19 protein-coding genes are annotated in these 21,757 nt (G+C 61.6%); 5 read left to right on the top strand and 14 right to left on the bottom strand.

Features of this window, described 5'->3' with window-relative positions; genetic code table 11:
- Positions 1–12 precede the first annotated feature (12 nt).
- From VOI35_RS07090 to VOI35_RS07075, 4 genes are all read right to left on the bottom strand, one after another.
- The gene (locus tag VOI35_RS07090) at positions 13–348 is read right to left on the bottom strand and encodes a zinc ribbon domain-containing protein YjdM (RefSeq protein ID WP_407275371.1); all 336 of its coding nucleotides are present in this window, start codon (positions 346–348) and stop codon (positions 13–15) included.
- A 12-nt stretch (positions 349–360) separates the two neighbouring features.
- Positions 361–2,634, bottom strand: coding sequence for a nitric oxide reductase activation protein NorD (locus VOI35_RS07085; RefSeq protein WP_407275370.1), 2,274 nt, complete (start codon positions 2,632–2,634; stop codon positions 361–363).
- Between the two features lie 8 nt (positions 2,635–2,642).
- The gene (locus VOI35_RS07080) at positions 2,643–3,446 is read right to left on the bottom strand and encodes a CbbQ/NirQ/NorQ/GpvN family protein (protein WP_407275369.1); all 804 of its coding nucleotides are present in this window, start codon (positions 3,444–3,446) and stop codon (positions 2,643–2,645) included.
- A gap of 144 nt (positions 3,447–3,590) precedes the next feature.
- The gene (locus tag VOI35_RS07075; RefSeq protein ID WP_407275368.1) at positions 3,591–4,970 is read right to left on the bottom strand and encodes a ribulose-bisphosphate carboxylase; all 1,380 of its coding nucleotides are present in this window, start codon (positions 4,968–4,970) and stop codon (positions 3,591–3,593) included.
- 126 nt (positions 4,971–5,096) lie between these two features.
- Here VOI35_RS07075 and VOI35_RS07070 point away from each other — a divergent pair, with 126 nt between their 5' ends.
- Positions 5,097–6,008 carry a LysR substrate-binding domain-containing protein gene (locus VOI35_RS07070; protein WP_407275367.1) on the top strand — a complete coding sequence of 304 codons (912 nt, stop codon included), beginning with the start codon at positions 5,097–5,099 and terminating at the stop codon, positions 6,006–6,008.
- On the opposite strand, the gene VOI35_RS07065 is transcribed toward VOI35_RS07070, so the two are convergent.
- Together VOI35_RS07065 and VOI35_RS07060 are read right to left on the bottom strand one after the other, a co-directional pair.
- Positions 5,963–6,718 (bottom strand): M48 family metallopeptidase, encoded by a 756-nt coding sequence (locus VOI35_RS07065; protein ID WP_407275366.1) that lies wholly within the window; start codon positions 6,716–6,718, stop codon positions 5,963–5,965. The two genes, VOI35_RS07070 and VOI35_RS07065, sit on opposite strands and share 46 nt — an antisense overlap.
- Before the next feature lie 9 nt (positions 6,719–6,727).
- On the bottom strand, positions 6,728–8,227 hold the full coding sequence (locus VOI35_RS07060) for a leucyl aminopeptidase (protein WP_407275365.1): 1,500 nt from the start codon (positions 8,225–8,227) through the stop codon (positions 6,728–6,730).
- Positions 8,228–8,349: 122 nt separating this feature from the next.
- Here VOI35_RS07060 and VOI35_RS07055 point away from each other — a divergent pair, with 122 nt between their 5' ends.
- Positions 8,350–8,631 (top strand): hypothetical protein, encoded by a 282-nt coding sequence (locus VOI35_RS07055; protein WP_407275364.1) that lies wholly within the window; start codon positions 8,350–8,352, stop codon positions 8,629–8,631.
- Positions 8,632–8,722: 91 nt separating this feature from the next.
- On the opposite strand, the gene VOI35_RS07050 is transcribed toward VOI35_RS07055, so the two are convergent.
- Positions 8,723–9,355, bottom strand: a complete 633-nt coding sequence (locus VOI35_RS07050; protein WP_407275363.1) for a C40 family peptidase — start codon at positions 9,353–9,355, stop codon at positions 8,723–8,725.
- A 25-nt stretch (positions 9,356–9,380) separates the two neighbouring features.
- The gene (rlmKL, locus tag VOI35_RS07045) at positions 9,381–11,618 is read right to left on the bottom strand and encodes a bifunctional 23S rRNA (guanine(2069)-N(7))-methyltransferase RlmK/23S rRNA (guanine(2445)-N(2))-methyltransferase RlmL (RefSeq protein WP_407275362.1); all 2,238 of its coding nucleotides are present in this window, start codon (positions 11,616–11,618) and stop codon (positions 9,381–9,383) included.
- A 113-nt stretch (positions 11,619–11,731) separates the two neighbouring features.
- Between rlmKL and VOI35_RS07040 the strand changes: the two genes are divergently transcribed.
- Positions 11,732–13,333, top strand: a complete 1,602-nt coding sequence (locus tag VOI35_RS07040) for an ABC transporter ATP-binding protein (protein WP_407275361.1) — start codon at positions 11,732–11,734, stop codon at positions 13,331–13,333.
- 1 nt (position 13,334) lies between these two features.
- On the opposite strand, the gene fabB is transcribed toward VOI35_RS07040, so the two are convergent.
- From fabB to VOI35_RS07020, 4 genes are all read right to left on the bottom strand, one after another.
- Positions 13,335–14,552, bottom strand: coding sequence for a beta-ketoacyl-ACP synthase I (fabB, locus tag VOI35_RS07035; RefSeq protein ID WP_407275360.1), 1,218 nt, complete (start codon positions 14,550–14,552; stop codon positions 13,335–13,337).
- A gap of 6 nt (positions 14,553–14,558) precedes the next feature.
- Complete coding sequence (gene fabA / locus VOI35_RS07030) at positions 14,559–15,077, bottom strand: 3-hydroxyacyl-[acyl-carrier-protein] dehydratase FabA (RefSeq protein ID WP_407275359.1); 519 nt, start codon at positions 15,075–15,077, stop codon at positions 14,559–14,561.
- A gap of 261 nt (positions 15,078–15,338) precedes the next feature.
- Positions 15,339–15,731 (bottom strand): DUF423 domain-containing protein, encoded by a 393-nt coding sequence (locus VOI35_RS07025; protein WP_407275358.1) that lies wholly within the window; start codon positions 15,729–15,731, stop codon positions 15,339–15,341.
- Positions 15,728–16,267, bottom strand: a complete 540-nt coding sequence (locus VOI35_RS07020; protein ID WP_407275357.1) for an outer membrane protein assembly factor BamE — start codon at positions 16,265–16,267, stop codon at positions 15,728–15,730. The genes VOI35_RS07025 and VOI35_RS07020 overlap by 4 nt, the downstream gene beginning before the upstream one ends.
- 212 nt (positions 16,268–16,479) lie before the next feature.
- Between VOI35_RS07020 and fur the strand changes: the two genes are divergently transcribed.
- Positions 16,480–16,905: a ferric iron uptake transcriptional regulator gene (gene fur, locus VOI35_RS07015; RefSeq protein ID WP_407275356.1), complete on the top strand. Its 426-nt coding sequence runs from the start codon at positions 16,480–16,482 to the stop codon at positions 16,903–16,905.
- Positions 16,906–16,950: 45 nt separating this feature from the next.
- Here fur and VOI35_RS07010 read toward each other — a convergent pair whose 3' ends face one another.
- Positions 16,951–18,729 carry an N-acetylglutaminylglutamine amidotransferase gene (locus VOI35_RS07010; RefSeq protein WP_407275355.1) on the bottom strand — a complete coding sequence of 593 codons (1,779 nt, stop codon included), beginning with the start codon at positions 18,727–18,729 and terminating at the stop codon, positions 16,951–16,953.
- A 55-nt stretch (positions 18,730–18,784) separates the two neighbouring features.
- Between VOI35_RS07010 and mnmC the strand changes: the two genes are divergently transcribed.
- A complete protein-coding gene (gene mnmC, locus VOI35_RS07005) occupies positions 18,785–20,686 on the top strand; it encodes an FAD-dependent 5-carboxymethylaminomethyl-2-thiouridine(34) oxidoreductase MnmC (RefSeq protein WP_407275354.1) in 1,902 nt (633 codons plus the stop codon).
- Positions 20,687–20,729: 43 nt separating this feature from the next.
- On the opposite strand, the gene VOI35_RS07000 is transcribed toward mnmC, so the two are convergent.
- Positions 20,730–21,554, bottom strand: a complete 825-nt coding sequence (locus VOI35_RS07000) for a sulfurtransferase (RefSeq protein WP_407275353.1) — start codon at positions 21,552–21,554, stop codon at positions 20,730–20,732.
- Between the last annotated feature and the right edge of the window lie 203 nt (positions 21,555–21,757).

Raw genomic sequence — 21,757 nt, 5'->3', positions numbered from 1 at the left:
TTGTGTTGGGGTTCAGGCTTTTTTGACGAAGCAGGCTTTGAGCATCATCGGGCCGGCTTCGGTTTTGCAGTCGAGCTCGTGATCCCCGTCGACAATCCGGATGCCCTTGATTTTGCTGCCCACCTTGAGGGTGATCGAGCTGCCTTTGACCTTGAGGTCTTTGATCAGGGTCACGGTATCGCCGTCCTGGAGCACGGTGCCATTGGCATCTTTGACCTGTCGGGTGGTTTCTTCTTCCTCGGTTCCGGCAGCCGCCCATTCATATCCACAATCCGGGCAAATGAACAGGTCGCCATCCGGGTAGGTGTTGGCTTGGCCGCATTGGGGGCAGTTGGGAAAACCGGACATGGGGTGGCTCCTTCATCGAGTGAGTGAAATGAATAATTTGGGTAGTTGTTCGGGCAAGCGGTTGATCTGGTCGATGACGGTGTAATTCTGTCCGAAAATCTGGCGGATGTAGTCATCTTGCTGCGCAGCGAGGCGGGCGTCGAGACTGATGCCATAGCTGTAAATGCCTTGCTGGTCGAGTTCGATGACCGCCTGACGGGTGTCTTCGATCAGTGCCTGGCTGTCGGCTACATCGACATCGGCGGGCTCGCCATCGGTGAGGATGAGCATCAGTTTTTTGTCCGCCGGCTGAGCGGCCAGATAGTGGGCGGCGTGGCGCATGGCCGCGCCCATGCGGGTGGAGTAGTTGGCCTGCATGGCGGCCAGCCGCGCCTTGACGGAATCGCCCCAGGGTTCACGAAAGCCTTTGATGTGTTGATAGCGCACTTCAAACCGGGTGTTGGAGTGAAAGCCAGCGATGGCGAGCGGGTCGCCCAGTTGGTCGATTGCCCAGGCCAGCAGGGAGACGGCTTCCTGCGACAGTTGCAGGATGGTCTGGTCGCTGTGCGGCGCGCGTTCGTTCAGGGAAGCCGACAAATCCAGCAGCAACAGGACGGCGATGCTGCGGCCATTGGTCTGATGGCTCATGTTGATGCGCGGATCGGGCGGGCTGCCGCTTTTGAAGTCGATCAGCGAACGGATGGCGATGTCCAGATCGAGTTCGCTGCCTTCTTCCTGATAACGGATGCGCACTTTGTCTTGCGGCTTGAGCAGATCGAGCAGCTTTTTGAGCTGCTTGGCGGTACCGGCGTGTTTGGCGAGGAGTTGGTCGATCCGATCGGCTGAGGCGGCCGGATGCAGCGCTTCATAGACGCAGGCCCAGTCTGGCCGATAACTTTGGCTCAAATAATCCCACTCGCGGTAATAGCGGGGCGGCAGGCCGGTGAGTTCTTGCGGGTCGCTGGCCGCGCGTTCCTCGAAGGTTTCTTCTTCGTCCCCCGCTTCGATGAAGCGCCAAAGGTGGCGGTTGTCGTCCCGGTATTCGATGACGGTATCGGCAAAATGCACCCGCGAGAATTGATCGCTGGGTCGGCGGGTTTGCGCGACATAGCGCAGAGCTAGTGCGGCCATAGCCTCCGTGCAGGACTCGCCTTTGGCCATCTCGGCGGTGAATTCGGCGGAAAATTGCTGCACGATGGGACTGTCGTAGCCATGCGCCGGATCGAGCAGGGCGTAGGAGAGCAGGGTCAGCCGGTGCCGCAGGCAGGAGGTGGTTTCGGGGTCGCAGGCGGTTTCTTCTGGCCGGGGGTGGAGGCGGCAGAGGATGCGTCGCAGCCCAGGATACTGGCGGATCAGCAGCGAATCGATGCGGGCATCTTCAAAAAACTCCACGGCCATGCGCTGAAACGGGCTCCAGTTATCGGCAATCTGCGCCGTGCTGTAGCGCCGGTGCCCCGCGAGATGCGCCAGAATCGCCCGATAGCGGTCGAGGGCGGCCACGCCGTGCTGGTCGGTATAGACATCCGGCAGGCGGATGCCGAGGTCATCCCGATACGGCACGGGCTGGCGCAGTTCGTCGAAGGCGGTGGAATAGCCGATCAGCGGGGCATCGTCCTGCCACAAGCCCCGCAGATACAAACCGAGGCTGCGTTCCACATCCGCGAGCAGGGTGCCTTGGCGTTCGCGTTGCAGAATGGCGCGGCTGTCGGCCGATTGCAGGCTGAAGTAATCGCGCTGGTGTTCGGGGTGCTTGGGATGGTTTTTGATGCCGTAATCGATCCAGCGTGCCAGCCCATCGAGCGCCAGCAGCGTGACGAGTTTGGGCGCCTGCCCGAGAAATTCCGGCAGACCCGCGCTGGGGAAGGTGGCTTGGTGGCCGTGGATGGAGCCGGTAGTGCGCTGCGCGAGGTCTTGCACGAGGCGCAGATAGTGGGTGAAGGCTTCGGCGGAATGCAGCCGCCGGGCGACGGGGTGCAGACTGTTGAGCAACGGCGCGATGGCTTTGCCGTTGGGTGAGCGTTGCAGACCGTGGATAGTGGCCAGCAGCGGCGGCAGGCAGGCTTCGCCGACGGCGACGGCCACGCCGGGCCAGTGTTCGAGAAAGGCGAGCAAGGGTTCGGCGCCCCGGCCGAGTTTGCCGAGTTGGCGTGCGGCTTCGAGATGATCGTTCAGCCCGCCGGGCGAGAGCTGCTGCCTTGCCGTCCGCAGACAATCATCGAAGATCGCCGCGACGACCGGAAAGCCGGTATCGACGGTTCGCCAGGCGGCCAGGTTTTCCGGGGCGATGGCCGGTTCATTGGGCAACACGGCGCGCCTCAGGCGAAGGTGAGGTCGATGGCGTGTTCGAGGGTCTGGCGAATATCGGCATCATCGGTGATCGGGTGAACCAAGGCCATTCGGCAAGCTTCGCGCGGTTCGACCCCATCCTGAATCAGGGTCGCAGCGTACACGAGCAGGCGGGTGGAGATGCCTTCCGTCAAGCCGTGGCCTTTGAGGTTGCGGGCGGTGCGGCTGATCTGCACGAGTTGCGCGGCAATGGACTCGGTCAGGCCGGTTTCCCTAGCGACAATCCGGGTTTCCAGTTCGGCTTCGGGGTAATCGAATTCAAATCCGGTAAACCGTTGTTTGGTCGATTGTTTCAGATCCTTCATCAGGGTTTGGTAGCCGGGGTTGTAGGAGATGACGAGCTGGAAATCCGGATGCGCCTGGATCAGTTCGCCTTTCTTGTCCAGCGGCAGGGTGCGGCGGTGGTCGGTCAGCGGGTGAATGACGATGGTGGTGTCTTGCCGGGCTTCGACGATTTCATCGAGATAGCAGATTGCGCCGATGCGGGCGGCGGTGGTGAGCGGCCCATCGACCCAGCGGGTGCCATTGTGATCGAGCAGAAACCGCCCGACCAGATCGGAGGCGGTCATGTCCTCGTTGCAGGCCACGGTAATCAGCGGCTTACCGAGCTTCCAAGCCATGTGTTCGACAAAACGCGACTTGCCGCAGCCGGTCGGGCCTTTGACCATCACCGGCAGCCGATTACGGTAGGCGGCTTCGTACAGCGCAATTTCGTTGCCTTTGGGCTGATAAAACGGCTCGTGTTCAATGCGGTATTGCGCAATGTCGATCATGGGCGAAGTTCCGGTTGGGCGGGCTTGGCGATGCGCACGCGTGGGCGCGCATGGCCAAGCAGACTGCTGGGCAGTCTGGCGTTGTTCCCCCGACGGATCGGGGTCGTTCGGAGGCCGCGAGGGCGGCCTCCCTCGGCGATCCACTTATTTGTGTACGCCGAGTTTTTCGCGCCAGCCCGGGAAGAGCAGATCGGCGTCTTTCGGGAACGATTCGAAGGCGCGGGCGAACTCTTTGTGTTCTTTGGCGAACTCGATCGGGTCGGCGCCGGCTTTCCAGCACTCATACGCCTGACGCAGCGAGATGGCACCGGCCGCCGGGCTGTCGATGTGGCCGTAAGAGCCGCCGCCGGCGGTGTTGATCACATTGCCGTGGCCGAGGTTCTCGAAGAAGCCGGGCAGACGCAGGGCGTTCATGCCGCCGGAGATGATCGGCGTGGTGGGCTTCATGCCATACCATTTTTGGTAGTACACCGGACCTTGGCACTCGTCGCGCTCGATCATGTAGGCGATGTTGCGGTCATCGCCTTCGCCTTCCATCTTGCCGTAGCCCATAGTGCCAACATGGATGCCGGAAGCACCTTGCAGACGGCTCATCTTGGCCAGCACGAACGCGGTGTAGCCGCGGTTGGTGCTCGGGGAAGTCACCGCGCCGTGACCGGCACGGTGGTAGTGCAGGTACTGGTTCGGGTACTGGCGACGGGCGGTGGTCACCATGCCGGGACCGCCGACATAACCATCGACCAGGAAGGCGAGCTTGTCCGCGTCGGGGCCGAAGACTTCCAGCGCGAAGTCGGCGCGGGCGCACATTTCGTAGTGGTCGTCGGCGGTGATGTTCATGGAGAACAGCTTGGCCTGACCGGTTTCGTCCTGCGCGCGTTTCATCGCGTCATACACGAGCGGGATGACTTTCTTGACCGGTGCGAATACCTGGTTGCCTTGCGGTTCATCGTTTTTGATGAAGTCGCCGCCCAGCCAGAACTGGTAGGCCGCCTGGGCGAAAGGCTCGGGACGCAGACCCAGTTTCGGCTTGATGATGGTGCCGGCGATGTAGCCGCCGTCCTGCATCGGACGACCGAGGATGCGCCACAGGTTGGAGATGTCGGTGGCGGGGCCGTCGAACATCTGGATGGCGCGCGGCGGAACCCAGAAATCGACCATCTTGCCGTATTCGATGTCGCCCATGCCCTGATTGTTGCCAATGGCCAGCGTCAGGAAGGAGACGATCATGAAGCGACCATCGGTCACATTGCGATCGAACAGTTCCAGCGGATAAGCGATCCGCATGTCTTCCTTGGCTTCGTCGATGTGATAGACCAGCGCGTCCACACCCTTGGTGAAATCGTCGGTGGTGGAAACCTCGACATTGGTGCCGGTGGAAGACTCAGCCGCGAAGTGGGCGGCGGCTTCCAGATAGCCGTGACCGGCTTTCGGCTTCATTTTGTAGGCCACCAGAATGTGGTTGCCGGCGGCCATCAGGTCTTCTTCTTTCAGGCTGAGATCAGCGTAACGGGCGGATTGATCCATGTCGGACTCCTCGGGGTTGCGAGAGAAAAGGAACGATACGCCGCGCACTGTAGGCGCTCGCTTGTATAATTAATATTCAGGATTTATTAAGATTTTCATAAGAAAGCCTGATGGATTGGAGGAGATATGCGGCGACTGACCATGCGGCAATTCGTGGTGTTCGAGGCGGTGGCGCGCCATCTTTCCTTTTCACGCGCGGCGGAGGAGTTGCGCCTGACTCAACCGGCCGTCTCGATGCAGATGCGGCAAATCGAATCCGTGGTTGGGTTGGCGCTGACTGAGCAGGTGGGTAAAAAGATTTTCCTCACCGATGCGGGGCGGGTGATGTTTCATGCCAGCCAGAACATTGCGGCGCAGCTCAAGGATCTGGGGCAGGCATTCAACCGGCTCAAGGGCGTGGAAGGCGGGGTGATCCAGCTGGGCATCACCTCCAGCGCCAAGGCGGTGGCGACGGGGATTTTGGCGCGGTTTCGGCAGAAATATAAGCAGGTGAGCCTGACGCTGGAAGTCTCCAATCGAGGCGCCGTATTGGACATGCTGGCGCAGAACCGGATCGATCTGGCGATCATGGGGCAGGTGCCGGCGGAACTGGGGTTGACCGCCGTGCGCCTGATGGAAAATCCATTGGTGGTGGCGGCGCCGCTGAATCATCCCTTGACGGCCTTGCGGGATATTCCCTTGGCGGATTTGGCGGATGAGACATTTCTGGTGCGTGAACCGGGTTCCGGCACACAAGATGCGATGGAGCGGTTTTTTGCGGCCAAAGGATTGCGAATCGCCCGCAGCGTGACCATGAACACCAATGCCGCGATCAAAATGGCGGTTCAGGCTGGGCTGGGCTTGGGGATTCTGTCGCTGCAAACGCTGGAGATGGAACTGGCGCTGAATCGCCTAGCGGTGTTATCCGTCGAGGGGTTCCCGGTGATGCGGCATTGGTATCTCGTGCATCGAGCGGACAAGCTGCTCTCGCCAGCGGCACAGGCGTTCAAGGATCAGCTGCTGGTCGATTTGCCTGCCCCTTCATCGTCGGGCGAGTGAACTCCGGCCCCCGGGGGTGCCCGCAACACACGATCCCAGGCTCGCCAGCCGGGCAGGCAGGCGTCCATTTTCTGGTAAAACCGCGCATTGTGCTGTCGTTCGTCGAAATGGATGAGTTCGTGAACCAGCACTAAATCCAGACAGGCCGGCGGATAATGCGCCAGCGCCAGATTGATCGACAACCGACGGCGGAGGATTTGGCAACTTCCCCAGCGGCTGCTCATCCGACGAATGCGCACGGCGGGCAGGGCATGGCCGGTGACCGAGCACCAATGCGGCAGCCGGTGTTCGATGGCACGGGCAAGCGCTTGGCGTAACACGCGGTCGAGTAGTGCCTGGCACTGTTCCGGGGTGGCTTTCCCCTCCGGCAGACGGCAATGCAGCGTGTGGCCTTCGGCGTGAACCGTGGCGCGCTGCCCCCCGTGCTGCCAATGCACATCCCAGGCTTCACCCCACAGCCAGAGACGGGAGAAATCCGCTTCGGCAGGCGGAGGTTGCCTTTGCTGCGTTTGCTGGCGGGCGATCCAGTCCTGATGCTGACGGATGAATGCGTGGATTTGCGCCAGGGACAGGCCGTGGGGGGCGCTGATGCAGACTCGGCCATCCTCGCGTCGCACCCGCAGATAGGCACGACGAATGGCTTTGCGGCTCAAGGTAAACCGGAGCGTGCTGCCGGGTAGGATTTCCTCACTGGTCTGCGCGGCACGCATCGGCTGGCATCAGCCGCGCGCGCGTTTGATCAGGAATTCCGACAGCAAGGCCACGGGGCGACCGGTCGCACCCTTGTTGTCGCCCGTGACCCAGGCCGTCCCGGCGATATCCAGATGCGCCCATTTGTAGTCTTTGGTGAAGCGGGCGAGAAACGCTGCTGCCGTAAGAGCGCCGCCTTCCCGGCCACCGATATTGGCCATGTCGGCAAAGTTGCTTTTGAGTTGCGCCTGATACTCATCCCATAACGGCAGTTCCCACACACGATCCCCACTGGTTTCGCCGGCGCGGATGAGTTCTTGCGCCAGCGAGCGGGTGTTGCTGAACAGCCCGCTGGGCACGCGACCCAGGGCAATCACGCAGGCACCGGTTAGGGTGGCCATGTCGATGACCAGCTCGGGCTTGAACCGTTTGGCATAGGTGAGGGCGTCGCAGAGGATCAGGCGGCCTTCGGCATCGGTGTTGAGCACTTCGATGGTTTGGCCGGACATGCTCTTGATGATATCCCCCGGTTTCAAGGCGTTACCGGAGGGCATGTTTTCGACGGTTGGGACGATGCCGACCACATTGATCGGCAATTTGAGCTCGGCGACGATGGAGATCAGGCCGATCACGGCGGCGGCACCGGCCATGTCGTATTTCATCTGATCCATATCGAGGCCGGGTTTGAGGGAAATCCCCCCGGAGTCAAAGGTGACGCCCTTGCCGACCAGCACGATCGGTGGGGTATCGGCTTCACCGCCTAGATGCTCCATCACGATCAGTTTGGGCGCTTCCGTGCTGCCTTTGGCCACCGCGAGCAGGGCGTGCATGCCGAGGGTTTCCATGCGGGACTGATCGAGCACTTCCACCGCGAGGTGCGGGTGGGTTTCGGTGAGTTTGCGCGCATGGTCGGCGAGCAGGCTCGGCGTACACAGATTGGGCGGCAGGTTGGCGAGATTTTTCGTGAGCGCGATGCCCGAGCTGATGGCCATGGCTTCCCGGACGGCGTTTTCCGCCTCCAGCAAGCCCCGGCGGCTGGGCGTAATGAAGGTGACCTTGCGCAGTGGCCGGCGCGGGGCGGGGTCGGGGCTGGATTTGAGTTGGTCGAAACGGTAAATCGCCGCATCGATGGCCAGAGCGCTTTGGCGCAGGATCTGTTCGAGTTCGACCCCGCGAATGTCGAGCTCGGTCAGGTGGCTGACGCATTCGGTTGTGCCGCGATAATGCAGTGCCTTGACGGCGGCGGTCGTGGCCTTGAGCAACGCGGGCAAATCAAACTCACGCTCTTTGCCGAGCCCGACCAGCAAGACCCGTTCGGCTTGAATATTCGGCACGCCGTGAATCAGCAGGGTGTCGCCGAGCTCGCCTTCCATATCCCCCCGGCGGGTGATGGCGCTCAAATAACCGCCGCTGGATTTATCAATGGTTTCAGCGGCTTCCGAGAGCTTGCGTGCTTCATAGACGCCGACGATCAAGCAGGAAGACCGTTGTTTCTCCGGTGCACCACTTTTGACTGAAAATTCAAGCACGACGAGACTCCCTAACTTATAACCTGCGGCCAATGGACAATGCCGCAAATTCTATCAGAGCAGGCACGCGCTTCGTGCTAAGGTTGGCGAACTAAATCGCAGCCCTGTCGGAGAGTCTGGCTATGTCGCAGCCACCAGAGGATGAGTTTGAACCGGGTCACCAGAATCCCTATCACCATGAGCGCCCGATGCAAGGGGCTCGGGGGTTTGGTTTGTTTTCCAAGCGGATCATGATCCTCGGGGCGGTCATGGTCATCATTGGTGTGATTGGTGGATTCAGCGCCATGTTCCTCGTGAAAAACGGGAGTGACTCGATTTTCATGGACTTGCTGATGCTGGCACCGGCGGGATTTTTATTGGGTTTTGCGGGCATTACCGGCTGGGTCATCAGCGGCGGGAAGTAGCGCGCGGGCGGTTGTCCGGGCGCTCAAACGGAATGAATTCAGGGCGAAAATTTTCGCCCTGAATGTTCTTTCCAGACAAGAAGATCCGGATTTAGCGCTGGGATGGAGAGATTTCGGAGAGATCAAGCTTGCTGGCGCCCGGCACCCGACCCGCGCCGACATAATGGCGCTTCCAATAGGCGGCATCCAGATTGGCATACTCGATACGCTGACCCACGCGCGGTGCGTGAATGAAGCGGTTATCCCCCACATAGATCCCGACATGGTCGATTTTTCGGCTGCGGATCTTGAAGAACAATAAATCGCCCGGTTTGAGCTGTGCCTTGCTGATCCGTTGGGTGAAGGCGTATTGCTCCCGCGCTGTTCGGGGTAAGGTGATGTCCGCCTGTTTGTAGGCGTAGCTCGTCAGCCCACTGCAGTCAAAGCCGGTGCCGACCGAGCTTCCACCACGCTGATAGGCGACGCCCAATTGCGCCATCGCCTGAAAGACCGCCTCGGTTCCTGCCGAGTGAGGGGCATTTTGCCCATTGATGGCCGCCAGCGGGTTGCTGGGCAGCCGCTTGTTCAGCAGGCCATCGCCAAAACCGTAGAGCCGGTCATCGGCGCTGGCCGATTGATCCGTATTTTCATCGATCGCAGTTTGGGCTGAGTGATCGTTGGGGGATACGGTGGGCAGATTGGCACAGCCGCCCAGTGTCATCGCGGCCAGCAGGATCGCGCCCAAGAACGCCCAACGAGATGGCTGATGCTCAGGCTTTGCGGTGGCGAATTTCGAACACGCTGCGCCGGTTGGGGGTGCGCTCGAAATCCGTTGGCAAGGTGCTTCTGGATAAGTCATTGATTTGGAATTCTTCCTGCAATTCAGGCGACAATTTAAAGCCTTTTAGGTTATTTGAAAAGATAAAAATTCCCTCCGGCCGAAGCAGGTGCATGCATTGCCGGATGATCTGCGGGTGATCGCGTTGAATATCCAGCGTGCCTTCCATGGCTTTGGAATTCGAAAAACTTGGGGGGTCGCAGAAGATGATGTCGAAGCGCTGGGTTTGGCTGGCGTGCTGCATCTTGGCCAGCCAATCCAGCACATTGGCGCGCAGCAGTCGATGCTGACCGCCCGTCTGGATGCCGTTGAGCGCGAAATTGCGCTCGGCCCAGTCGAGATAGGTATTGGACAGATCGATCGAGAGGCTGCTGGCGGCGCCCCGGTAGGCGGCGCGCACGGAGGCGGTGGCGGTGTAGCAGAACAGGTTCAACAGGCTGTTGCCTTGGGCGAGTTCGGCCACGCGATCGCGCACCCGTCGATGATCGAGGAATAACCCGGTATCGAGGTAGTCCGTGAGGTTGATCCAGAGCCGGGTGCCGCCTTCGCGGACGACTTTTTCCAGTCGCGCCTCGTTCAAGCGCTGATATTGGCTGTTGCCCGTTTGCCGTTGGCGCTGGCGCAGCACGCAATGATCGGCGGGCAAGGCCAGGACAGCGAGGGTACTCCGCACCATCGCGGCCAGCCGTGCCCGGCTGAGCTGCGGATCAATGTGATTGGGCGCGCGGTATTCCTGCAGATCGATGTAGGTTTCGCCGGTTTCGTCCTGATACAGGTCGATCGCAGCATTGAACTCCGGCAGATCGGCATCGTAGAGCCGATAACAGCAGAGTCCTTCGCGGGTGGCGTATTTGCGTAGATGTTTCAGGTTTTTTTGCAGGCGATTGTGGAAAGCGCTGGCATCGAGTGAATCGGCGATAGGGTCTTGTGCGAGGCGCGCCGCCAAGGCGAGTGGCCCCTGAGCGCTGCGTTGCGATTTTTCATTGAACTCGCCACGAATCAATTCGACGGCAATCCCGCTTTGATCAAGCGCGAACGACCGTTCAAACCGGAGAGGCCAGTGTTTGCCCATGCCCTCGGGAAGGAGTAATGCCCAGTGCCAGCCCTGGAGTTGGGCTTGCCAGGCTTGGGTGAGCTGGTGCCAGTCTGGTTGATCGGTGCGCTGGTTTTGTACGGTGATGCGCTCGCCATACGGCAGGTTGCTGATCAATAGCCCTTGGCTGGATTCCCCCCCTGTGGTGGGACAAGGGGCTTGCCAGGCGTCGGCGACGGCGAAATCCAGACGGTCGGCCAGCCCGGCGCGGGCCGCATTCGACCGGGCGGCCGCAATCTGTTCGGTATCGATGTCTCGGCCAATGAAGCGAAATGCCGCAGGGTCGCGCGCGGGTGGCGGGTTGGCGAGCACCGCAGATTGCGCTTGGACATCGTGCAGCAGCCAGCCCCGCGAGCCCAGGCGCCGGGCGCGCATCGCGGGCGGTTGACCCAAGGCGGCCAGCGCGGCCTCGATCACGAGTGTGCCGGAGCCGCACATCGGATCGAATAGGGTGACGGGATGCTCAGGGCTGGCTTCGGCACAGTATTTCGGCCAGCGGGCGCGCCAGAGCATGCCCGCGGCCAGGGTTTCGCGCAGCGGCGCCAGGCCGCCTTCCTGCCGATAGCCGCGGCGGTGTAATGAGCCATTGGAAAGTTCGAGAGACAGCGTGGCTTGGCCTTGCGCCGTGAGGTGACAATGCAGACGCAGATCCGGGTGTTCGGTGTCGATGCTGGGTCTTTGGCCGGTTCGGGCGCGAAATTGATCGACAATCGCATCTTTGATACGGGTGGCGATGAATCCGGTGTGACGCAGAGCCTCGGTGGTGCCGGTCGCGCTGACACTGAAGTAACCGTCTGCGGCCAGATGGGCGGACCAATCGATGCGCTGGACGAACTGGTAGAGCGCATCCGCCGTGGCCGCGTCGCCTTGTTGCAGGCGAAGATAGACATGGCCGGCGATCAGGCTGTCGCAGACGATGCGGTAGGCTTCGGTCGGGGTGGCCAGCAGTTCGATGCCGAACGGGCGATCCGAGATTTTTGCGCTGACCAGTTGGCGGATCTCTTCCGCGAGCGGGGCGGCGAGATCTGGCGCGGTGACGACGGTAATTGGCCAGAGAATATCGGAGATTGCATTCATCGCGCGACTGTACCCGATTGCCTCATGCTGTGCAGGACTAATCAGCGATGATGAACCGAAAAATGCCGGCGCGGAGTTACACTGCGGGCTCATGGTTCTCGTTGTCATCCCCTATGGAATCCCAGTCTGCCGCTTTGCTCCGGGTTGAGCGACTCACCGCCGCCTTCTCTGCCGAGGAGGCGGTGTTGCATGAAGTGTCCTTCAGTGTGCCGCCGGGCGCCCGATTTGCGCTGGTCGGGGAATCGGGTTCCGGCAAGACGGTGACGGCGCTGACGATTCTGCGTCTGCTCGATGGTTTGACCGTGACGCCCGAGAGCCGCGTGTGGTGGGGCGGGCAGGATCTTCTGCGCCTGCCGGATCGAGCCTTGCGTGCAGTGCGCGGGCGGGAGATCGGCTTTGTCTTTCAGGAGCCGATGTCGGCATTCAATCCGCTGAAATCGATCGGCGCGCAGATTGGCGAGGTGATCGAGCGGCATGAGGGGCTTGTGCGTTCCGCCGTTCGCGCCCGTGTGCTGGCCTTATTGGGGCAGGTGCAACTGCCGGAGCCGGAGCGCTTGTTCGAGGCCTTGCCGCATCAGTTATCGGGTGGTCAGCGCCAGCGGGCAATGATTGCGATGGCGCTGGCCTGCCGACCCAAATTGCTGATTGCCGATGAACCGACCACGGCGCTGGATGCGCAGATTCGCCAGCAAATCCTGCAATTGCTGCGGCGCTTGCAGGACGAGATGGAATTATCCATCCTGTTGATTACGCATGACTTACCCCTGGTTCTCCGGTTTGCGACCGAGGTGGCGGTGATGCAGCGGGGGCGGATTGTCGAGCAAGGGCGGGTCGAGGCGGTCTTTACTCGCCCCGCGCATGCCTACACCCAGGCGTTGTTATCCTCGAGTTTCGAGGGGGTGGCTCCTGCGCCTGCCGCGTCATTGCCCTCCGTGCTGCGGGTGACCGGATTGAGCGTGGCCTATGCGGCACGCAATCCCGCCCGCTGGTTTCGTCGCGCACCACCGGTAACGGTGCTGCATCCGCTGGATTTTTCTCTGGCCGTTGGGGAAACCCTGGGCGTGATCGGGGAGTCCGGTTCGGGCAAGACGACCCTCGCCCTAGCGCTGATGCGTTTGATTGCGGCGCGGGGGGAAATCGTCTTGGCGGAGCAGGTGGTTTCAGCCCTGAGCGAGCGTCGATTTCGACCGTTCCGGCGGGAAATCCAGATCGTCTTTCAAGACCCGTTCTCGGCTTTGTCGCCCCGCATGACCCTGGGCGAAATTGTCGGTGAGGGGTTGGCCGTGCATGAACCTACCCTGTCCGTCGAGGCGCGGCGCGCGCGGGTCGATGCGGTGCTGGCGGCTGTCGGCCTGGGATCGGTGGCTCTGGATCGGTATCCGCATGAGTTTTCAGGCGGCCAGCGGCAACGCATCGCGATTGCCCGGGCGCTGATTCTTCAGCCGAAAATTCTGGTGCTCGATGAGCCGACCAGCGCGTTGGATGCCACGGTGCAGGCACAGATTCTGGCCTTGTTGCGGCAGTTGCAGCAGTCGATGGGCTTGAGTTACCTGCTGATTACCCACGATTTGCGGGTCGTGCGGGCAATGGCGCACCGCGTACTGGTGTTGCGCGCCGGGCGGGTGGTCGAACAGGGCGAGACGGCCGAGGTATTCGCCCGCCCGCAGGCGGACTATACCCGGCTGTTACTTGATGCCGACCAAGGCGCGCTGTGACTCAGCCTTGATAGCGCTGGAGCACCAGCGAGGCATTGGTGCCGCCAAACCCGAAGCTATTGGAGAGCACGGTATCGATGGTGGCATTTTCCAGCGTTTGCGTGAGGATATTCACACCGGCCGCTTTCGGATCGAGCTCGGTGATATTCGCCGAGGCCGCGATGAAGCGGTGTTGCAGCATCAGCAGGGAGTAGACCGCCTCGTGTACGCCGGCGGCACCCAATGCATGCCCCGAGAGTGACTTGGTCGAGGTGATGTAGGGCTGATCCTGCGGGAAGATTTTGGCCAGAGACTCTAGCTCCCGCATATCCCCGGCGGGCGTACTGGTGCCGTGGGTGTTGACATAGTCGATGCGCCCCTGGACGGTCGCCAGCGCCTGCTGCATACAGCGCAACGCGCCTTCGCCGGAGGGTTGCACCATGTCATAACCATCCGAAGTCGCGCCGTAGCCCACGACCTCGGCAAGAATCGTGGCGCCGCGTGCCAGGGCGTGTTCCAGCGCTTCGAGAACCACCACGCCGCCGCCGCCGGAGATGACAAAACCATCGCGGGTCGCATCGAATGGCCGGGAGGCCGTCTGCGGGGTATCGTTGTATTTCGAGGACAACGCACCCATCGCATCGAACATGGCCGATTGCGACCAGTGCAACTCTTCGCCGCCGCCAGCAAATACGATGTCCTGTTTGCCAAACTGGATCTGCTCGACCCCGGAGCCGATGCAATGCGCCGAGGTGGCACAGGCGGAGCTGATCGAAAAATTCACCCCCTTGATGCCAAACGGGGTGGCCAGGCAGGCGGAGGTCGTCGAACCCATCGTGCGGGTCACCATATAGGGGCCGACGCGCTTGACGCCTTTTTCCCGCACGATATCGGCGGTTTCGACGATATTCTCGCAGGATGACCCGCCCGAGCCGACGATCAGCCCGGTGCGTGGGTGTGAGACCTGCTCGGCTGTTAGGCCGGACTCGGTAATCGCTTCCTGCATTGCGAGATAGGTATAGGCCGCGGCGGCGCCCATGAAGCGATACAGTTTGCGATCGATGTGCTCTTCCGGGTTGATTTTCAGGGTGCCCGCAATGTGCGAGCGAAACCCATGCTCGACCTGTTCGGGGTTGGTCTCGATCCCCGAGCGTCCCGCCCGCAGCGAGGCGAGGACTTCCTTCGTGTTGTTGCCAAGGCTGGAGACGATGCCCATACCCGTGATGACGACGCGACGCATACGAAATTACTCCGTCAATGAATCGGTGTTGGTGAACAGACCGACGCGCAGATCTTTGGCTTCGTAGATGATTTTGCCATCAACAGCCATATACGCATCGGCAATGCCCATGGTCAGCTTGCGCATGATGACGCGTTTAATGTCGATCTGGTAAGTGATTTTATGGTTGCTCGGCAGGACCTGGCCGGAAAATTTGACCTCGCCCACACCGAGCGCCCGGCCATGACCCTTGCCGCCGCTCCAGCCGAGATAGAACCCGACCAGCTGCCACATCGCATCGAGCCCCAAGCAGCCAGGCATGACGGGATCGCCTTCAAAATGGCAGCCAAAAAACCATAAATCGGGTTTGACCAAAAGCTCCGCCTGCATTTCGCCCTTGCCAAATTTTCCGCCCTCGGTAGTGATTTTCTCGATGCGGTCGAACATCAGCATCGGCGGGAGTGGTAATTGGGCATTGCCTGGTCCGAACATCTCGCCTTTGGCGCAGCGGATCAGGTCATCAAATTCAAATTGATTGGGATTCATGGTGTGTTCGGCTAGGGACGATAAGCGCGGGATTGTAACGGAAATGGGTATTCCGGTCGATGATGGGGCACCTCGGAAAACCTACTGCGCGAACGGATTGCGGTGTCGCTTCCTAACGCGTAGCTGGTGTAAGCCCGTTCACCCCTTGCCTATCTATTTGATATATCTCTGGGATTCTCTGCGGGGCTCCTTGCACTCCATCCGCTCGTGACGGTTTTTCGAGGCGCCCGATGCCCCGCGTGCGTCGCGTGACTGGCGGGCTTAACCCGCTGGGATCGGTCGGCGCAAGAGCACCGCGAACAGCCAGGCGAGCCAGCCCAGCATCAGGAGCCCGCCCCCGATCGGGGTGATGAGTGGCGGAAAGTGTACGGTGGTGAAGACCAGCAGATACAGCGAGCCGGTAAACAAGGTCATCCCGACCAGCAGCAAGGCGGCGGGCAGGTGACAGGGGCGGCGGATTTGTCCCAGCCACAAACCAAAACCGATCAAGGCCAGGCTGTGGGTGAGATGAAACAGGCTGGCGGTGGCGAGCCATCGCTGCGCCAAGGCGCTGCTGGGTGCCAGCGGGCCGTGGGCGCCGAGTGCGGCAAGGATGACTGCGCTCAGCATGGACGCCATGCCCAGCACCAGCCAGAAGCGGGCAGAACCCGTCATGGCTGCGGCTGCAGTGCGTTCGGGGTGCCGAGTGCGGGGGCGTTGCCGCCTGCGGGCGTCAGGCTATAGGTTGCTGCCGGTGTGCCCGTTGAGTCTTGCTCGGGCGGGCTGTCGGCGGCTTTGGGCGCGCTGCGCTGCGAGGGCAGCAGGGCGCTGGAAGGCGCCTGATCCAGCGGTTCGCCGCGCTGCTCGATTTTGCTGACCCGGCCGTTGTCGTCATATTCGACGGTAAGCACATGCTCGAACGCCTTGTTTTTTCCGCGTTTATCGTAGAACACATAGGTTTCTCGACGATGCCGGTGGAAAATATCCTGCAGCGCCGGGGTGCCCATGATGGCCTGAACTTCCGCGGAGCTCATGCCCTCATGGAGTTGGGCAATCTGGGCGGGTTCGATGATATTGCCTTGCGCAATGTCGGGTTGGTACACCTTGATGAAGTTCGGCACATAGACCGTGCTGCAGCCGCCGAGTGCCAGTGCGGTGGCGAGTGCGGCGACGGGGAGAAGGAGGCGAAACGCGAGTCGGGCAACTGGCATGGTCGAAATGTCCCAGGGTTGGCGAACACAAACCATCGCATGATACGCAACTGCACGGCCTTCGTGCCACTGCCGCACACACAATTCTCGCCCGTTGATGAATTGTCTTCACGACGCAGGGGGAATGTTTCCCGCCGCCATGGGGTAGAATCGACCCGATTTATGCTCTCGCCGATACTTGCTCGGCATGCACACCAGATTAGGATGGCACCGTGGAACAAAACGATCTGAAGAAAGCCGGTCTCAAGGTAACGCTGCCCCGGGTGAAAATCCTGGAGATTATCGAGGGGAACCCGGACTGGCATATGAGTGCCGAGGATGTCTACAAGGAGCTACTCAGTCGGGGCGAGGATATTGGTCTGGCCACGGTATACCGCGTACTGACGCAGTTTGAGGGAGCCGACATTCTCAAGCGCCACCAGTTCGAAGGCGGTAAATCTGTCTTTGAACTGATTTCCAAGGGCGAACACGATCACCTGGTTTGCGTGAAATCTGGTGAAGTAGTCGAGTTTCATGACCCGGTGATCCAGGAGCGAATTGCGGCCATCGCCCAAGAGCATGACTTTGATTTGACCGATTATTCGCTCGTGATTTACGGCATTAGCCCAGCCGCGCGCGCCAACAAGCGCAAGCCCTGATCGATTCGGGTGCCACTCGGGTGCCGTGGGGCGCTTTCCGGTGGGTCACAGGCCCTGTTGTTGTAGCCACAGCTCGAATACGGCGAGATGCCAGAGTTTCGAGCCCTGCAAGCGGGTGAAATGCCGCTCCGGTTCGGCGAGCAGCCGCTGTACATAGGCGGGTTCAAACAGCCCGCGGTTTACGGCGGTTGGGCTGCTCAAAATATCGCGCATGAAGTCCAGAAAGGGGCCGCGGACAAATTTAAGCGCGGGCACCGGAAAATAGCCCTTGGGTCGGTCGATCACCGCATCGGGAATGCGCCCGCGGGCGATGCGTTTCAAAATGCCCTTGCCGCCTGAATCGAGCTTGAAGCGCGAGGGCATGCGCATCGCCAGTTCAACCAGCTCATGGTCGAGAAAGGGTACCCGCGCTTCTAGGCCGAAGGCCATGGTCATGTTATCGACCCGCTTGACGGGGTCATCCACGATCAGCGTGCTGGTGTCGAGCGCTAGCACCCGGTTCAGATAGTCCTGACCGGGCAGGCGGGCGAATTCCTGGGCGATGCGGCTGCCGGTGACATCCGGACCGCGAAACCGCGCGGTGAGCAAAGTCTGCAGTTCTTCGTGATCCCGGTCGAAATACAACGGCGCGAACCGCGCGAGATCATCGCCTTCGGCTGCCGCCATCTGCGGATACCAAAAATAGCCCCCGAACACCTCATCCGCACCCTGACCACTGAGGACGACCTTGACCGACCGCGAAACCTGCTCGGCGAGCAGATAAAACGCCACGGCATCCTGGGCAAACATCGGCTCGCTCATGGCCGCGACGGCTTCCGGCAAGCGGGCTTGCACTTCCCGGTTGGGAATATGGAACCGATGATGCTCGGTTTGATAGCGGGCGGCGACCGGGTCGGAAAATTCGAATTCGCTGCCTTTTTCCTCGGGTTGATCGTCAAAACCGATCGTGAAAGTTTGCGGGGTCACCCCGGCTTCAGCCGCCAGCGCGACAATTAGCGAGGAATCCAGCCCGCCGGACAGCAAAACGCCCACGGGTACATCGCTGATGCGCAGGCGCCGGTTCACAGCGGTCCGCAGCGCCGCATGAATCGCCTCTTGCCAGTCGGCCTGGCTGCGGGACTCATCGACTTCGCTCGGGATTTGCCAATAGCGTTCCAGCCGCCGCTGCCCGCTGGCCTCGATGATGAGGCGATGCCCGGGCGCGAGTTTGCGCACGCCGCGCAGGATGGTGTGCGGGGCGGGCACCGAGCCGTGCAGCGTGAATTGATGATGCAGTGCGACGGGATCAAACTCGGTATTGACGCCGCCCGCCGCGAGCAGCGCAGGCAAGCTGGACGCAAATCTGAAGGGTGCTTGGGGATGTGCGGGGTCCTCGGTGTAATACAGCGGCTTGATCCCCAGCCGATCGCGCGCCAGCAGCAACTGGCCGGTTTTGAGATTCCAGAGCGCGAACGCGAACATGCCGGTCAACTGTTCGACGCAGGCATCGCCCCACTCGGCATAGGCTTTGAGAATCACCTCGGTATCGCCGGTCGAAGTGAAACGGTGGCCGCGTTCGCGCAGTTGCTGGCGCAGTTCGGGATGGTTGTAGATCGTGCCGTTGAATGCCAGCGCCAGCCCGAGTTCCCGGTCGATCATCGGTTGGCTGCCGTGAAAGCTCAAATCCAGAATGGACAGCCGACGGTGGCCGAGTGCCAGCGGGCCATCCGAAAAGCTGCCTTCGTGATCGGGGCCGCGCCGTTCGAGCCGATCCATCATCCGCCGCACGGCGCCCAAATCGGGGCGCTGCCCGGGGGGCGACAACCAGCCACAAATTCCGCACATGGTGAGTCCTTTTGACACAGGTTAGACTGGCAGCAGTTTAGCAGCCGTCGCCCCGATGAATCACGATTCGACCCCCGCGCCCCACTCTGAGTCCCCGCCTGTCGCCAATCCCGTCTTCGGTGCCGCCGAGATTCTCTGGCGGGACGAGCGCACGCCGTTTTCGCCAATCTACGGCGATGTGTATTTCTCGCAGGCCGGGGGCGTGGCGGAAAAGCGCGCGGTGTTCGTCGAGGGCTGCGGGCTGCCCGAACGCTTTGCCGAGCCAAGAGATTGCCGGGTGCTGGAGCTGGGTTTCGGCACTGGACTGGGCTTTCTGGTGACGGCGGCGGCGTTTCTCGCCGCATCGCCTGTGGGTCATTCGCGGCTGTGGTTTTATTCGATCGAAAAGCACCCGTGGCGGCCAGCCGATTTTGCGCGTCTGGCCGCGCAGTGGCCGGAATTTTCTGGGCTGGCGGCTGAACTTGTGGCGCAATGGCCGGATATTGTCCCCGGTTTCCACCGTCGCTACCTGGCCGGCGGCCGGATCGTGCTGACCTGGTTGTTTGGCGAAGCTCGGGCGATGCTCGATGCGTTGGGCGAATCACGGTTCGATGCGGTCTATCTGGACGGCTTTTCGCCGGCGCGCAATCAGGCGATGTGGACGCAGGATTTGTGTGCCGCGTTGCGGGCGCATGCCGTGCCCGGTGCCCGGTTGGCCACTTATTCCGCCGCGCGGCCCGTCGCCGATGCCTTGCGGGCGGCGGGTTTTGTGGTGCACAAGCAGCCGGGATTCGCGGGAAAGCGGCATCGTCTGTTGGCCATTGTGCCGGAGGCGGGTGCCGAGAGGGTGCCCGCTCGGGCAGCCGAGGGCTCTGCCGTGGTCATTGGCGCCGGCATCGCGGGGTTGAGCGCGGCTTATGCCTTAGCGCGCCGGGGGCGAACCGTTCAGGTGTTTGATGCCGAATCCCCCGGCTCGGGTGCCTCGGGTAATCCGGCGGGCTTACTGACCCCGTTGCTGACGGTGGACAACAATCTTGCCAGCCAGCTTGTGCAGATGGGGCTGGGATTCGCCCGTGCGCAAATTGCCGGATTGCAGGCGCAGGGCGGCTCGATCCTAGCGGACTTTACCGGCGCCGTGCAGTGGGTGCGCAATCTGGATGATGCCGCCCGGCAGCAACGGCTGCTCGCGCAAAACCCACCGGATGAATCGCTGGCCGTGGCCGGTTCCGCGCGTGATCTGGCAGAACGCACGGGGCTCGCACAGGATTTGCCCGGCTGGTGGTATCCGGGGGCGGGTTGGGTTGCGCCCAAAACCTGGCTGGCCGCGCTGGCGGCGACACCGGGTATTTCGTTGCAGTGCGGTCAGGGCGTGGCCGCGCTCCGCTGGGATGCGGCGGCGGGTTGTTGGCACGGCCTTGATTCGATGGGCGTGGCGTGTTTCGCCACCGAGACCTTGATCCTGGCGACGGGGGCGCAGGCCGTTAGCTTGTTGCCCGAGCTGGCGGATACGATTTTTCCGTGTCGCGGGCAGGTCAATATCAGCCCGCAGGCAGGCGCTCGGCTGCCGTGTCCGGTGATGCGCGAAGGCTACCTGGTGGATCTGCCATCGGGAGAGCGGGTGTACGGCGCGAGTTTCAAACGGGGGGTGATAGATACCTCGCCGAGTGTGGCGGAAACCGAGGAAAACCGACTGCGGCTCGGGCAAATCAGCCCGAGTTTGTTGGCGGGGATGCCGCCGCCGACGGCGGATGCGGCGCGCGTCAGCCTGCGGGCCACCACCCGTTCGCGCCTGCCCTTGGTCGGTGCCCATACCCCGCCCGGTGCGGGTGCACTCTGGTTGAGCATCGGTCACGGCTCGCGCGGGTTGGTCACGGCGCCCCTGTGTGGCGAGCACCTGGCGGCGTTGATTGGCGATGAACCTGCGGTGTTGCCGGAACCGGTGGCGCGGGCATTGGCGCCCCGCTACCGGCTGCGCTGAGTCGAGTTGAAAAAGGGTAGAAAAGCCCTTTTTCAACATCCTGTTAGCGTGTCGGGGTGACGGATGGCTCGGGACGGGCAATGGGCACATCATCCCGGTTGCCCCAGTCCGACCAGGCACCGGGATAGCCGCGCACATCGCCAAACCCTAAGTGCTTGAGCACGGCGAACAATAGGCTCGACCGGCGATGACTCTGGCAGTACACCGCCAGCGTTTGGCCGCGATCGGGCATGACGCCTCGTTCGGCCAGCAGCGCGCGGATCTCCGCTTCGGGACGCAAAAAATCTGGCGCCTCCGGGCGGAACAAGTCGCGCCAGTCGCAGTGAATGGCGCCGGGGATGTGACCGGCATTCCGGGCGCGTTGATCGGTGCCGTCATATTCCGCCCGGCTGCGGGCGTCGAGAATCTGCCAGTCCGGGTGGTTGAGATGATCGCGAATCACTTCTGCGGTGCAGTGATGGACGGTCAAATCATAGGCGAGCACTGGGGTTGCCTCGGCGGCGGCAGGTTCACCCAATGGCCACCGGGCGGCGATCAGCGCCGCGCGCCCGCCATCGACCATCCATAGATCGTCGAACCCACAGACGGCCAGCGTCCAGGCAAGGCGGGAGGCCGCCAGCCCTTGCTGATCGTCAATTAAGAGTACGGGCGTTTGCCGGGTCATCCCGGTATGCGCCAACGCTTGATTGAGCGCCTCGATGGCGGGCAGCAGGCCAACGGTGTCGCCTTCGTTGCGCACGATGGCGTCGAACTGAACCCGATGCGACCCGGCTAAGGCTTCGGCGGCCGAACTGAGATCCAACACGCGCCAAGGTGCTTGCGCATCGCGCTCTGCACAGGCTTGCGCAGCGGATATAAATTTAATCATATTGATTTATAGATAATTTTTTCTTATAAAATGGAAAGGGTGTTTCCTGTGAAAGATAGCGAATTTTCTGAGTGGCTGCAGCAGTCATGCGTCGGGTTTCGTCGTCGTTCCCGCTTCGTCTCGTCGTTGTCATCAAAATGTCATGTTTCTGTCATGAAGTGTCATTTTTCGGCGCGGATAATCCGCAGCGGGTCGTGCGGTGC

Origin of the sequence: Halothiobacillus sp. DCM-1 (assembly GCF_045689735.1) — a bacterium.
Classification (GTDB): domain Bacteria; phylum Pseudomonadota; class Gammaproteobacteria; order Halothiobacillales; family Halothiobacillaceae; genus Halothiobacillus.
The sequence above is the reverse complement of the archived record's forward strand: the minus strand, read 5'-3'. Positions and strand labels throughout refer to the sequence as shown.

Bases quoted from the DNA above. Each gene is read 5' to 3' on its own strand.
- VOI35_RS07090 (WP_407275371.1), bottom strand. From the start codon at position 348: ATGTCCGGTTTTCCCAACTGCCCCCAATGCGGCCAAGCCAACACCTAC.
- VOI35_RS07080 (WP_407275369.1), bottom strand. From the start codon at position 3,446: ATGATCGACATTGCGCAATACCGCATTGAACACGAGCCGTTTTATCAG.
- VOI35_RS07075 (WP_407275368.1), bottom strand. From the start codon at position 4,970: ATGGATCAATCCGCCCGTTACGCTGATCTCAGCCTGAAAGAAGAAGAC.
- VOI35_RS07070 (WP_407275367.1), top strand. From the start codon at position 5,097: ATGCGGCGACTGACCATGCGGCAATTCGTGGTGTTCGAGGCGGTGGCG.
- VOI35_RS07065 (WP_407275366.1), bottom strand. From the start codon at position 6,718: ATGCGTGCCGCGCAGACCAGTGAGGAAATCCTACCCGGCAGCACGCTC.
- VOI35_RS07055 (WP_407275364.1), top strand. From the start codon at position 8,350: ATGTCGCAGCCACCAGAGGATGAGTTTGAACCGGGTCACCAGAATCCC.
- rlmKL (WP_407275362.1), bottom strand. From the start codon at position 11,618: ATGAATGCAATCTCCGATATTCTCTGGCCAATTACCGTCGTCACCGCG.
- VOI35_RS07040 (WP_407275361.1), top strand. From the start codon at position 11,732: ATGGAATCCCAGTCTGCCGCTTTGCTCCGGGTTGAGCGACTCACCGCC.
- fabB (WP_407275360.1), bottom strand. From the start codon at position 14,552: ATGCGTCGCGTCGTCATCACGGGTATGGGCATCGTCTCCAGCCTTGGC.
- fabA (WP_407275359.1), bottom strand. From the start codon at position 15,077: ATGAATCCCAATCAATTTGAATTTGATGACCTGATCCGCTGCGCCAAA.
- VOI35_RS07025 (WP_407275358.1), bottom strand. From the start codon at position 15,731: ATGACGGGTTCTGCCCGCTTCTGGCTGGTGCTGGGCATGGCGTCCATG.
- VOI35_RS07020 (WP_407275357.1), bottom strand. From the start codon at position 16,267: ATGCCAGTTGCCCGACTCGCGTTTCGCCTCCTTCTCCCCGTCGCCGCA.
- VOI35_RS07010 (WP_407275355.1), bottom strand. From the start codon at position 18,729: ATGTGCGGAATTTGTGGCTGGTTGTCGCCCCCCGGGCAGCGCCCCGAT.
- mnmC (WP_407275354.1), top strand. From the start codon at position 18,785: ATGAATCACGATTCGACCCCCGCGCCCCACTCTGAGTCCCCGCCTGTC.
- VOI35_RS07000 (WP_407275353.1), bottom strand. From the start codon at position 21,554: ATGATTAAATTTATATCCGCTGCGCAAGCCTGTGCAGAGCGCGATGCG.